Genomic DNA, 12,413 nt, shown 5'->3' on the forward strand with positions numbered 1-12,413 from the left:
CAATCCGCGGAAAAGGCGGTCGCGCCACCGATGCGGCGCGGGTGCGCCGGCCGCCCGCCCGTCCCTGGCACCGGGTTTCGATCACCTGGGTGCCCACCGGGACATTCGTCCCTGCGCGTACCGGGATCGACGGATCTGCGCGGCCGGTCGGCCCCGCCCTAGAGTGTCGCCTGGCGATATCGGGGCCGGGGGCGTGCGGGGCCGCGCGGCGAAGTGCGAGGACGAACGAGGCGGGCGTGAAAAGGCTGGTCAGGGCCGGACGGGATCCGGCGGAACGCGAAGCGGCCGGGTCGGGCGGCACGGCGACAGAGGACCGGACGGACACCACCGGCACGGCGACGCAGGACCGCACGGACACCACCGGCCAGATCGACGACGGTCCGGGGCCGTTCGGGATCTACCCGTGGCTCCTGATCGGGTACGACGCGTTCTCCGACGTGCTGAACGGGCGGGCCCGCCCGGTATGGGCGTCCGGCTCCCTTCTGGCGATCTACGCCCTGCTGCTCTGCACCGCCATCTGGTACGGATTCCGCCGAGGTCAGGGTGATCGGTGGGCGACCGTCCTGCTCGCGGCGGCCGGGGTGGACGCCTTCACCCTGGTCGGCTGGTTCGGGCACGGCATGAGTGCGCTCATGCCGACGCTCGCCCTGGGCTGCGGGGTCGTCATCCAGTGGGGCCGGCGTCCCTGGCCGGTGCTGGTGATCGCGCCGCTGTCCGTCGCCGCGGGACTGCTGGCCTGGGTGCGGGGCGCGTCGGCCGGGGACGCCATCGGCGCGTGGTACGGCACCCTGATCTCCGGCTTCATCATCGCCACGATGCTGCGGCTGTTCGGCGCGGTCAAGGAGCTGCGCGAGACCCGCGAGGAGCTGGCCAGGACGGCCGTCTCCGAAGAACGTCTGCGGTTCGCCCGCGACCTGCACGACCTGCTCGGGCACACACTGTCGGTCATGGTCGTCAAGGCGCAGGCGGTGCGCAAGCTCGCCGCCCGCGACGCCGGTCTCACCGCCGAGCAGGCGGCCGACATCGAGGAGATCGGCCGGGACGCGCTCCGGCAGGTGCGCCTCGCGGTGACCGGCTACCGCGGCCGTGGTCTCGACGCCGAGATCGACGGCGCCCGCACCGCCCTGCGGGACGCCGGGATCACCGTGCTGGTCCGCAAGGAGGGCACCCCGCTGCCGGAGGAGACGGACGCGCTGCTCGGCTGGGCGGTACGCGAGGGCGTGACCAACGTCATCCGGCACAGCGGCGCGGGCACCTGCGAGATCTCGGTCGTCCGGCGCGCCGGCGCGGCCGTGCTGTCCGTCCGTGACGACGGGCGCGGAGCGCCGGCGCCCTCCGGGACGTCCCCGGGCAACGGCCTGCGCGGGCTCGTCGAGCGGATCGGCGTCGCGGAGGGCCGCCTCGAGGCCGGCCCGGCCGACGGCGGTGGTTACCTGCTCACCGTCACACTGCCCCTGAAGGAGACCGTTTCTTGATCAAGGTGCTGCTCGCGGAGGACCAGGGCATGATGCGGGGTGCGCTGGCCCTCCTCCTGAATCTGGAGGACGACTTCGAGGTCGTCGGCCAGGTCTCCGCCGGCGACCAGATCGTCCCGGCGGCACTCGAGCTGCGGCCCGACGTGGCCGTGCTCGACATCGAGATGCCGGGGCGCAGCGGCCTCGACGCCGCCGCCGACCTGCACGCCCGGCTGCCGAACTGCAAGATCCTCATCGTCACGACGTTCGGCCGGCCCGGCTACCTGCGGCGCGCGATGGAGGCGGGCGCGAGCGGCTTCCTGGTCAAGGACGGCCCGGTCGAGGATCTGTCGTCGGCGATCCGGCGGGTCCTCGCGGGCGAACGCGTGGTCGACCCGGAGCTGGCCACCGCGGCGCTGAGCGCCGGCCCCAGCCCGCTGACCCCCCGCGAATGCGACGTGTTGTCGGCCGCCGCGGACGGGTCCACCATCGCCGACATCGCCGGACGCCTGCACCTGTCCGAGAGCACGGTCCGCAACTACCTGTCCGCGGCGATCGGCAAGACCGGCGCCCGCAACCGGATCGAGGCCGTACGGGCGGCCCGCCACAACGGCTGGCTGTGACGGGGCCCCGCGTGGGAGCCGCACGAGCCGCCCGCCACAGCGGTCGGCTGTGACGGGATCTCGCACCTGAGCCGTACGGCCGCCCGCCACAACGACCGACGGTGACGAAACCTCGCACCTGAGCCGTACCCGGCGCCGGCAACGACGGCCGACGGTGACGGGTCAGATCAGGGACAGCTGTCCCTCGATGTCCGGGCGGTGCTTCTTCAGGTGCCGCCACTGGGGAAGGTCGTCCAGGTAAGACCATGACAGCCGGTGGTGCGGCGTCGGCCCGAGCCGGCGCAGCGCCTCCTGGTGGACCGGTGAGGGGTAGCCGGCGTTGGCGGCGAAGCCGTACTCCTCGTACCCGAGTCCGGCCATCAGCGTGTCGCGGTGCACCTTGGCGAGGACGGAGGCGGCCGCCACCGTCACCGACCGCAGGTCGGCCTTGATCTCGGTGCGCACCGGCCACGAACGGCCCCCGCCGCCGAGGTAGTCGTGCTTGCCGTCGAGGATGATCGCGTCAGGGCGGTCCGGAAGCGCCTCCAGGGCCCGTACGGCCGCGCGCCGCAGCGCCTCGGTCATCCCGGCCTCGTCGATCTCCTCGGGGCTCGCCGCGCCGATGGCGTACGCCGGCAGCCAGCCGTGGAGCTCCTCCGCGATCCGCCCGCGACGGCGGGCGCTGAGCATCTTGGAGTCGGTGAGCCCGGCGGGGGGCGCGGTCAGGTCCGTGACCGCCGCGCAGACGACGACCGGTCCGGCCCAGGCGCCCCGGCCGACCTCGTCGACCCCGGCGACGTGCGAGGCCCCGGCGTCGATCAGCCGCCGCTCCAGCGAGTAGTCGGGGCCCGTGGAGTGGTCGGGGCCCGTCCCGCCCGGCCCAGCGGCCTCCCGGGGTTCGCCGGTGAACGCGCCATCGTCGATCGTGCCCTCGTCGTGCATGGGGGCCATCATGGCACCGCCGGGCGGATGCGGCGCGTACGTCAGTAGTCGCGCCAGCCTTCGTCCTCGTACCGCACCAGCCGGGGCTCCATCAGCGTGTTGATCTGCACGTCGTCCCGGTGCAGGTCCTTGGCGAAGGTCCCGGCGGCCTGCAGCGTCGCGTCGTCGAGGAACCGCAGCGGCGGGACCTGCGGCGACAGCGCCAGGCTCGGGGGCGTCCCGGGGGCGGCCAGCACGAACCCCCAGTCGCCGAAGCTGGGCACGTCCACGTGGTACGGACGGGTCGCGAAGCCGGCCGCCCCGATGGTCTTGGCCACGCACCAGAACGACTTGGCGGCGAAGTACGGCGAGGTGGACTGCACGACCATCCGCCCACCGGGGGCCAGAACGCGTTTGACCATCCCGTAGAACTCGACGGAGTAGAGCTTGGCGGTGGCCACCGCGTCCGGGTCGGGCATGTCGACGATGATCGCGTCGAACCGGTCCGTGGTGCGCCGCAGCCAGGAGAAGGCGTCGGCGTTGACCGCGCGCACCCGCGGGTCCGCGAAGGAATGCCGGTTGAGCGCGGTGAGGTACCCGTCGGTGCTCGCCAGCCTGATCATCGCCGGGTCGAGCTCGACGAGAGTGGCCGACCGGACGTCCCTGTAGCGCAGCACCTCCCGCAGCGCGAGGCCGTCGCCGCCGCCGAGGATCAGCACCCGGCCGTGCGGCCCGGCCATCACCGGATGCACGAGCGACTCGTGGTACCGGTACTCGTCGACGGAGGAGAACTGCAGGTCGCCGTTCAGAAAGAGGCGCAGATCGGGCCGGCCCGACAGCGCCACCTTCCGCGTCATCACGATCTCCTGGTACGGCGTCCGCTCCGACACGACGATGGGATCGCGGTAGAGCGCCTGCCGCGCGCTCACCTCGAACCGGTCGGCGACGGCGTAGGTCGCGGCGAGGACCGCCAGTACGAGCAGCATCGCGCCGCACAGCAGCGTCCGCGCCAGGCGACCCACCTCCCGCCGGAACAGCCACAGCACGACGGCGGTGCCCGCGACGACGTTGACCGCCCCGACCAGGAGCGCCCCCTTGATCTGCCCGAACACCGGCAGCAGGACGAACGGGAACGCCAGCCCGCCGACCAGCGCGCCGACGTAGTCGGCGGCGGACAGTTCGGCGACCGCGCTGCCGGGGTCCTGCCGCCTGATCCGCTGTAGCAGCGTCATCAGCAGCGGGATCTCGGCGCCGATGAGCGCGCCGAGGGCGAACGCCACCGCGATCAGCGCGGGAACGTACAGGTCGAGCCAGGCGAACGCCGCGTACAGCCCGAGCACCGACAGGCCGCCGAGCAGCGCGAGCAGGGCCTCGACCACGGCGAACGCCTCGACGGCCCGCCGCCGCAACGGCTTGGTGGCCAGCGCCCCGACGCCCATCGCGAAGACCATGTCCGACAGCACGATGGACGCCTGGGTGACCGAGTCGCCCACGAGGTAGCTGCCGAGCGCGACCAGCGCGAGCTCGTACACCAGTCCGCAGGCGGCGCAGACGAACACCGCCGCGAACACCAGTGCGCGGGCGGCCCGTACGGGCATCAGGACACCGCGCCGCAGATGACCCCGGAGACGGCCAGGTCGGCGGCGGCGACCACCCAGCCGGCCGGGTGCACGCTGGAACCGTCCACGAGGATCGCGCCGAGGCGGCCCGGGGTGACCAGGTCCAGCAGGTAGAAGGCGAGCACCGTCAGCAGCACGCCCAGCACCCCGAAGATCGCCGTGTCGGCCAACCCGGCGCCCAGGGCGTCGTCGCTGGTGGCGATCGCTACGGTCACGATCGCGCCCATCCCGAGCAGCCGCACCGACAGCAGCAGCGCGGCGCCGCGGTTGCGCTCCTCCCAGATCTGGCGGCCGAGCCGTCCCGGGGTGGTCATCTCCACGGCCAGGTAGCTCAGCGCCATCAGTCCGATGCCGACCAGGCCGTAGGCCACGGTGGCGCCGATCTCGCGCAGGACGTCATGCATCAGGTGCTCCTCACTTGCCCGATCCCGACCCGCCGCCGCGGAACGACGCTCCGCCGCGCCGGTCCCAGCCGTTGCTTCCCGGACGATGCCAGTACCGGCCGACGTGGGAGGAGTAGCGGTTGTAGCCTGCGGAAGGGCTGTCGACGGTGATGTCGGTCCCGCCGCCGCCCGGCAGCACCCCGACCACCCACGAGCGGTACTGCAGGTAGGTGCCGGCGCTGTCGGCGATCCGGTCGACGGGGCGGAACTTACGGGTGATCTCGGCGGCGACCCGGGACGGCGGTTTCGCCGAGTGGTACCGGTGGTAGCCGACGGTGGTGTAACGCTTGGCGATCCACTTCTGCGGCGACGTCGAGAAGTGACCGACCGCGAAGATCGTTCCGACGATGGCGACCAGCACGCCCCCGGCGATCGCGGCATACTTCATCGGGGGCTCACGAGCCGGCTGCGCGTCATCACGATCTCCTTGGTCTGCGGGTAGGCGTGCCAGGTCCGCCACGCGACGCCACCCGGTTCGGGCTCCACGGCGAGCGCGGTGACGGCGTACGGGGAGCCGGGGAAGGTCCCGGTCAGGGCGTCGTCACGGCCGGACAGGCGGGCGGACAGCGCCTCGACCGCCCGCGCGAACGCCGCGTCACCGTCGTGCGCCACGACGTCGGCCGTGAACTCGTACGACCAGGACGGCAGGGCGTGGCTCACGCGTCCGGGCAGCGGGCCGCCGCCGGCCAGGCAGGCCACCGTCTCGCTCACCGGCCCGGCCAGGACCTGATGGGAGGCGCCGAGCAGCCGGAGCTCCAGCGACAGGCCGGCGCGCTCGACCGGGAGGACGGCCAGCGCGTCCTGCGGCGCCAGCCCCAGCGCGAACGACAGCGTGTGCGCCCCGGTGTCGGCGTACGGGACGTCGAGGTCGGCGAGCATCCCTCAGCCGCCCGGGTAGATGGTCAGGGCGCCGGCGGGCACGGAGTCGCCGGCGCTCATCTCCCAGGCGCCGCCGTCGTAGCGTTCGAACGACAGGTACCGGCCGCCGGGCCGCTCGAAGTCGACGTACTCGACGCGGCCGGAGGCGCCGAGGCCGGTGGTGCCCTCGGTGGTGTAGGTGGCCGTGCCGTGCTCGTCCCGGCGGTACTCCACGCCGTCCAGCGTGAGGGTCCGCCCGTCCGGTCGCAGCCCGGCGTCACGCCCGGTCCACCAGACGACCTGCAGGTCGGGGTCCTCCTCGACCGAGAGCCAGACCTTGACGCCGTCGGCCCCGTCACCGTCGAGGAGGTGCTCGCTCCAGGTGAAGCCGCCCTCGCGCAGCCGGACCGACCCGCGTACGAAGTAGCGTGCGCCGAGATAGTCGATCATGTCCCCGGCCTTGAGCGTCCGAGGGTCGCCCCCGGCCTGATCCTCCGGGCCGAAGGGGTCGCGCGGCACCGGAACCGGCGCCGGCCGCGCGTCACCGCCGCGCCGACCCACCACAATGATCAACACCACGATCACGGCGATCAGCGCGAGCAAGATCAACGCCAGGAGAACGAGGACCGCCGCGTTCATCAGATACCCCCGAGAAGATCGCCGCCATTAGGCGGGGGAGGAACCGGGCCCCTGCGGAGTGGGCAAGAACCGTAAACCCACCTCAACGGATTCCCGCAACTCTCCGCATGCGATCCGTGACCACTGGTAGCCTTACTTGCGTCCGGCGGGCGAGAAACAAGTCCGCCGGGCCTACCGCCGGGCTGGCGGGAAGTCACGTCTGTGGAGCCTGTGTAAGACCGATGGACGGCACTCCGTCCTTCGCCGGTGATCCGGGTCGGCAACGGGCGATGAAGCAGAAAGCTCAACCCGCGAGGGTTGAATCCCCTGCTTCGGCTAGAGGGAGATGCCAAGACGAAACCTTCCCACTGGTAACAGCTGTCACATCATTCGAAAACGACAGCAAGCTGTCAAACCGTGACGGGACGGAGGAGCGCTCACCTTCCCGTAGCTCACGATCAAGCAGCGGGTCGCGGAACCCAGTGGACGGCGATTCTGCCTGGAAGCATCATCGCGGGTTGGCTTCCTCCCCTCAGGGACGAGGGGGATCCCTACGTTTTCCGCCATCGGGCTTCCTGTTTCACTGCCGACGCCTCGTCCGGGAGGGATCCTGCCCGAGGTCTTACGCCGGTTCCACAGCCTGACACCGCCAGCCCGCAGCCAGAATGTTCTTCGCCGCGTTCACGTCGCGGTCATGGGTGATACCGCACGCGCACGTCCACTCCCGGACGTTCAGCGGCATCGCCGGTTGCAGGACACCACAGGCCGAGCACAGCTTGGACGAGGGGAACCAGCGGTCCACCGCGATCACCTGCCGCCTGTGCCAGGCGGCTTTGCACTCCAGCATGTCGCGGAACTCGCGCCATGCGGCATCCGAGATCGCCCGGGACAGGCTGCGGTTCTTCAACATGTTCCGGACGGCAAGGTCCTCGATCACGATCGTTTGGTTTTCACGAACGAGCCGAGTCGTCAGCTTGTGCAACAAGTCCCGGCGCCGGTCGGCGATCCGGGCGTGGATACGGGCCACCTTCCGACGTGCCTTAGCCCGGTTGGCGCCATCGCCGGAGGCTTTGCGGGACAGTTCCCGCTGCGCCCGGGCCAGGCGCTTGCGGTCTTTACGCTCGTGGCGAGGGTTGGTGATCTTCTCACCGGTGGACAGGGTGAGCAGGTAATCCAAGCCCGCATCCACGCCGACCGCGACATCCGTCGCCGGCAGCGGATCTGCACCGGGGTCTTCCACCAGCAACGAGACGAACCAGCGACCCGCCGCGTCCTGGGAGACGGTCACGGTCGAGGGCTCCGCATCATCCGGCAATGGCCTCGACCAGACGATGGCCAGCGGCTCGGTCATCTTCGCGAGAGTGAGCCAGCCGTCACGGAATCGGAACCCGCTGCGGGTGTACTCGGCGGATGCGCGCGACTTCCTCTTCGCTTTGAACCGCGGGTATCCCGCCCGCTTGGCGAAGAAGTTGCTGAACGCCGTCTGCAGGTGCCGCAGTGCCTGCTGCAGCGGCACACAGGACACCTCATTCAGGAAGGCCAGTTCCTCGGTCTTCTTCCAGGCCGTCAGCAACGCGGAGGTGGCGTTGTAGTCGATCCGTTCGCCCCGGGCGGACCAGGCCTCGGTACGGGCGGTCAGCGCCAAGTTGTAGACCTTCCGTACACACCCGAACGTCCGAGCTAGCTCTGCGGCCTGCTCGGACGTCGGGTAGAAGCGGTACTTGAACGCCCGCTTCACACGGATGGTCGGCACGACGCGCACGCTAACGGTAGCCAGCGGGCGGACGAGATCAAACGACCAATCATCCCAGCAATTCGTCTTCGCCTGATCTACCCTGCAATACTCCGATTCCTTCCCACCTTGAGATGGTGGGGTCCCCTCAGAGGTATTTGATGAAGACGTCGCCCGAGGACATGAACGCGTTCTGGACGGACGACCGCCAACAGGAGCGGCCCGCGCCACGCGGCCGGCCCGTGTACGACGTCGTCGCGCTGCTCGCCCGCTGTGGCGTCGGCGTGGTGTTCCTGGCCCACGGCTGGCAGAAGATCCAGGTCGGCGTGAACGCGACCGGCCACAACTTCGACGCGATGGGCGTGCCCGCGCCGACGGCGGCGGCCGTCTACTCGACCTTCGTCGAGCTGCTCGGGGGGACGGCTCTCATCCTCGGCGTCGGACTGCCGGTGGCGGGCACGCTGCTCTTCCTGGACATGGCGGGGGCCTTCGTGTTCGTCCACGCCGAGCACGGGGTCTTCCTCGTCGACAAGGGCACACCCCGGAACGGCTTCGAGCTGGTCCTCGTGCTCGGACTGGTCTCCCTGCTGTTCGCGGCGGGCGGCGGCGGGCGGCTCACCCTGGACCACCGCCTGTTCGGCTGGGGCGGGCCCGGCCGCCCTCCCAGACGCCGCCGGTCACGCTCCGGCGAGACCCCGGCGCCCTTGGCGCCCGGCGCCTCCGCAGAGCCGGGCGGCCTGGACGCTGACGCTTCGACCTCCCCCGGCGGGCGAGGCGCCGACGGCAGCCTGGACACCTCGGCCACTCGCGACCGGCGAGGCACCCGCCGAAAATCGGCCACCTCGCCCTCCCCGGGCGCGCCGGACGCCGCAGCCGCGCCGGACGCGGTGGGCGCGCCGGACCCCTCCGGCGCCCCCCAGGAGCCTGACGGCGGCACGCCGGCCGGACGACCGAAGCGCGGCACGATGGGCACGTCCCACGACGTACGCGTCGCCGGGCCCAAGCCGGAACAGGAGCCACCGGCCGAGGGCACGCCTCCGAAGGGCACATCCCGAGCGAGGCCACGCAAGGGACCGTCCGCGAAGAGCTCCTGACCCGGCCGTCGTGTTCTGCGTCGTTCATTGAGGCGAGGGATCTTCTCGCCTCAATGAACGACGCGGAGTGAGACACCGCCCCGGGCTGCCGCGGAGGCTGCCGAACCGGTCAGCGGCCCCGGAGCCCGCGGTAGCGCTCGACGAGGGCGGCCGTCGAGCCGTCCAGGTCCCCGGTGTCCGCCGTGGCGGCCGTCAGCTGGGGCTCCAGCCGCTTGGCGAGCGCCTTGCCGAGCTCCACACCCCACTGGTCGAAGGAGTCGATGTCCCAGATCGCGCCCTGGACGAACACCTTGTGCTCGTAAAGCGCGATCAGCTGACCGAGCACCGACGGGGTCAGCGAGTCGGCCAGGATCGTCGTCGTCGGGCGGTTGCCGGGGAAGGTGCGGTGCGGCACCTGCTCGGCGGGCACGCCCTCCGCCGCGACCTCCTCGGCCGTCTTGCCGAACGCCAGCGCCTGTCCCTGCGCGAACAGGTTCGCGATCAGCAGGTCGTGCTGGTCGGCGAGCTCTCCCAGCTCCTCCACCGGGCGGGCGAATCCGATCAGGTCCGCCGGGATGAGCTTGGTGCCCTGGTGCAGCAGCTGGTAGTAGGCGTGCTGGCCGTTCGTGCCGGGCGTGCCCCACACGACCGGGCCGGTCTCCCAGCTCACCGGCTCGCCCTGGCGGTCCACCGACTTGCCGTTGGACTCCATGTCGAGCTGCTGCAGGTAGTCGGTGAACCGGGACAGGTAGTGGCTGTAGGGCAGCACCGCGTGGGTCTGCGCGCCGTGGAAGTCGTCGTACCAGATGCCGAGCAGCCCCAGCAGGAGCGGCACGTTGCTCTCCGGCGGAGCCGTGCGGAAGTGCTCGTCGATCAGGTGGAAGCCGTCCAGGAACTCGCGGTACCGCTCCGGCCCCACGGCGATCATCAGGGACAGGCCGATGGCCGAGTCGACGGAGTACCGGCCGCCCACCCAGTCCCAGAACTCGAACATGTTGGCGGTGTCGATGCCGAACTTGGCCACCTGCTCGGCGTTGGTGGACACCGCGACGAAGTGGCGCGCCACCGCCGACTCGTCGCCGAGCTCCGACAGCAGCCAGCGCCGCGCCGAGGTGGCGTTCGTGATCGTCTCGACCGTCGTGAACGTCTTGGAGGAGACGATGAACAGCGTCTCGGCCGGGTCGAGGTCGCGGATGTTCTCGTGCAGGTCGGCGCCGTCGACGTTCGACACGTACCGGAACTGACGCGACCGGTCGGTGAACGGCTTCAGCGCCTCGCACGCCATCTTCGGGCCCAGGTCGGAGCCGCCGATGCCGATGTTGACGACCGTACGGATCGGCCTGCCCGTGTGGCCCTTCCACTCCCCGGACCGGACCCGCTCGGCGAAGGCGGCCATCTTGTCCAGCACCGCGTGCACCGCGGGGACGACGTCCTCGCCGTCCACCTCGACGCGCGCGGTGCGCGGGGCGCGCAGCGCGGTGTGCAGCACCGCACGGCCCTCGGTCACGTTGATCTTCTCCCCGGCGAACATGGCGTCGCGCAGGTCCGCGATCCTCCGGGCCTCCGCGAGGTCACGCAGCAGCCGAAGCGTCTCATCGGTGATCAGATGCCGTGAGTAGTCGATGTAGAGGTCGCCGACCTCCAACGCGTAGCGGCGGCCCCGGTCCGGGTCGGACGCGAACAGCTCGCGCAGCGGCGGCTCGCCCAGCTCCCGGTGGTGTTGTCGCAGCGCCCGCCACTGTTCCGTCTGATCCAGCCGAGCACGGTCGGACATCTTGCCTCCCCTTGATCAGATCCAGCCGAGCACTCTCTCCGGGTGCCCTCTCCACGACCATCCAACCGAAGCGCGAGCGGGCCCGTCTCACGGACCCCCGGACCGGTCAGGGCACGCGCGCCGTCCACTCGACCGTGCCGAACTTCTCGGCCACCCTCTTGTCCGCCGCCCGCAGCTCGCCGGCCGTGAGCCGGTCCTCCGTCAGCCCGTACCGGCCGCCGAAGTGGGCGATCATACGGTCGATGATCTCCGACCGGGGCAGTCCGGTCTGGCGCCGCAACGGGTCCACGCGCTTCTTCGCGCTGGCGATGCCCTTGTCCGACAACTTCTCCCGGCCAATCCGCAGCACCTGCAGCATCTTGTCCGCGTCGATGTCGTACGACATGGTCACGTGGTGCAGCACCGCGCCTCCGCTCACCCGCTTCTGCGCGGCACCGGCGATCTTCCCCTGGTCGGAGGTGATGTCGTTGAGGGGCTGGTACCACGCCCTGATGCCGAGCTCGCCCAGCGCGCCGAGCACCCAGTCGTCGAGGAAGGCGTAGCTGTCGGCGAAGGTCATGCCCTGGACGAGAGCGTCGGGGACGTACAGGGAGTAGGTGATCGTGTTGCCGGGCTCGACGAACATCGCCCCGCCGCCGCTGATCCTGCGGACCACGGTCACGCCGTGCCGGCGCGCGGCGTCGGCGTCCACCTCGTTGCGCAGCGACTGGAAGCTGCCGATCACCACGGCGGGTGCCGCCCACTCCCAGACCCGTAGCGTCGGCGGACGGCGCCCGGCCGCCACCTCCTCGGTGAGCACCTCGTCGAGGGCCATGTGCAGCGCCGGGTCCTGCGGCTCCTCGTGGATGAGCCGCCAGTCGTAGTCACGCCAGTCGCTCGCGTCCGTCAGCGCGCGGCGTACCGCGATCCCGACGGCCTCCGTGGAGAATCCGAACATCGTGGTGCCCGCCGGCAGCCGCGCGTCGATCCGGGCGGCGATGTCCCGCGCCTCCAGGTGGGCGGGCAGCCCGTCCAGGGTGGCGTCGATGGAGTCCAGGGCCTCGTCCGGTTCGAGGAAGAAGTCGCCACTGACCTGGGTGCTCCGCAGTCGGCCGTCATCGACGTCGAAGTCGACGACCACGAGCTTGCCGCCCGGCACCTTGTACTCACCATGCATCCTGGCCTACCTGCCTGTCCCGACCGGTGCTGCCGGAACCGCGCCCGGCGCGCGGCCCCGGTGCTCCTCAACCCCGCCGGCCCGGCGCGGATTCCTGCTCGCCCGCCGTGATCGCGTGATCCGGACGGACGGCGATTTATGGACGGCAGTAGATAATCTACAA

General features: G+C 71.1%; 11 protein-coding genes and 1 pseudogene. 3 read left to right on the top strand and 9 right to left on the bottom strand.

Features of this window, described 5'->3' with window-relative positions; all coding sequences use genetic code 11:
* The first annotated feature begins 236 nt into the window (after window positions 1-236).
* Both NE236_RS28235 and NE236_RS28240 read left to right on the top strand, forming a co-directional pair.
* Complete coding sequence (locus tag NE236_RS28235) at window positions 237-1,475, top strand: sensor histidine kinase (protein WP_252845207.1); 1,239 nt, start codon at window positions 237-239, stop codon at window positions 1,473-1,475.
* Entirely contained in the window at window positions 1,472-2,077 is a 606-nt protein-coding gene (locus NE236_RS28240) for a response regulator transcription factor (protein ID WP_252845208.1), read from the top strand. The genes NE236_RS28235 and NE236_RS28240 overlap by 4 nt, the downstream gene beginning before the upstream one ends.
* 162 nt (window positions 2,078-2,239) lie before the next feature.
* Here the strand turns inward: NE236_RS28240 and rnhB are convergent, their stop codons facing one another.
* The 7 genes and pseudogenes from rnhB to NE236_RS28275 form a co-directional block, all read right to left on the bottom strand.
* A complete protein-coding gene (gene rnhB, locus NE236_RS28245; RefSeq protein ID WP_252845209.1) occupies window positions 2,240-2,998 on the bottom strand; it encodes a ribonuclease HII in 759 nt (252 codons plus the stop codon).
* Window positions 2,999-3,039: 41 nt separating this feature from the next.
* A complete protein-coding gene (locus NE236_RS28250) occupies window positions 3,040-4,575 on the bottom strand; it encodes a polyamine aminopropyltransferase (RefSeq protein WP_252845210.1) in 1,536 nt (511 codons plus the stop codon).
* Window positions 4,575-5,000 carry a DUF350 domain-containing protein gene (locus NE236_RS28255; protein WP_252845212.1) on the bottom strand — a complete coding sequence of 142 codons (426 nt, stop codon included), beginning with the start codon at window positions 4,998-5,000 and terminating at the stop codon, window positions 4,575-4,577. Before NE236_RS28255 ends, NE236_RS28250 begins: the two co-directional genes overlap by 1 nt.
* A 10-nt stretch (window positions 5,001-5,010) precedes the next feature.
* Window positions 5,011-5,427, bottom strand: coding sequence for a DUF4247 domain-containing protein (locus NE236_RS28260; protein WP_252845214.1), 417 nt, complete (start codon window positions 5,425-5,427; stop codon window positions 5,011-5,013).
* Entirely contained in the window at window positions 5,424-5,918 is a 495-nt protein-coding gene (locus tag NE236_RS28265; protein ID WP_252845216.1) for a DUF2617 family protein, read from the bottom strand. The genes NE236_RS28260 and NE236_RS28265 overlap by 4 nt, the downstream gene beginning before the upstream one ends.
* A gap of 3 nt (window positions 5,919-5,921) precedes the next feature.
* On the bottom strand, window positions 5,922-6,536 hold the full coding sequence (locus tag NE236_RS28270; RefSeq protein ID WP_252845217.1) for a DUF4178 domain-containing protein: 615 nt from the start codon (window positions 6,534-6,536) through the stop codon (window positions 5,922-5,924).
* Window positions 6,537-7,052: 516 nt separating this feature from the next.
* Window positions 7,053-8,253 (bottom strand): annotated as a pseudogene (locus NE236_RS28275) (RNA-guided endonuclease InsQ/TnpB family protein); the annotation flags it as partial.
* 155 nt (window positions 8,254-8,408) lie between these two features.
* On the opposite strand from NE236_RS28275, the gene NE236_RS28280 reads away from it, so the two are divergent.
* Window positions 8,409-9,341, top strand: a complete 933-nt coding sequence (locus NE236_RS28280) for a DoxX family protein (RefSeq protein ID WP_252845218.1) — start codon at window positions 8,409-8,411, stop codon at window positions 9,339-9,341.
* A 109-nt stretch (window positions 9,342-9,450) separates the two neighbouring features.
* Here NE236_RS28280 and pgi read toward each other — a convergent pair whose 3' ends face one another.
* Together pgi and lplAB are read right to left on the bottom strand one after the other, a co-directional pair.
* Window positions 9,451-11,094: a glucose-6-phosphate isomerase gene (gene pgi / locus NE236_RS28285; RefSeq protein WP_252845219.1), complete on the bottom strand. Its 1,644-nt coding sequence runs from the start codon at window positions 11,092-11,094 to the stop codon at window positions 9,451-9,453.
* A gap of 106 nt (window positions 11,095-11,200) precedes the next feature.
* Complete coding sequence (gene lplAB / locus NE236_RS28290) at window positions 11,201-12,250, bottom strand: lipoate-protein ligase LplAB (RefSeq protein WP_252845221.1); 1,050 nt, start codon at window positions 12,248-12,250, stop codon at window positions 11,201-11,203.
* Window positions 12,251-12,413: the final 163 nt, after the last annotated feature.

The sequence above is a fragment of the Actinoallomurus purpureus genome, from assembly GCF_024055795.1.
GTDB classification, from domain to species: Bacteria; Actinomycetota; Actinomycetes; order Streptosporangiales; family Streptosporangiaceae; genus Actinoallomurus; species Actinoallomurus purpureus.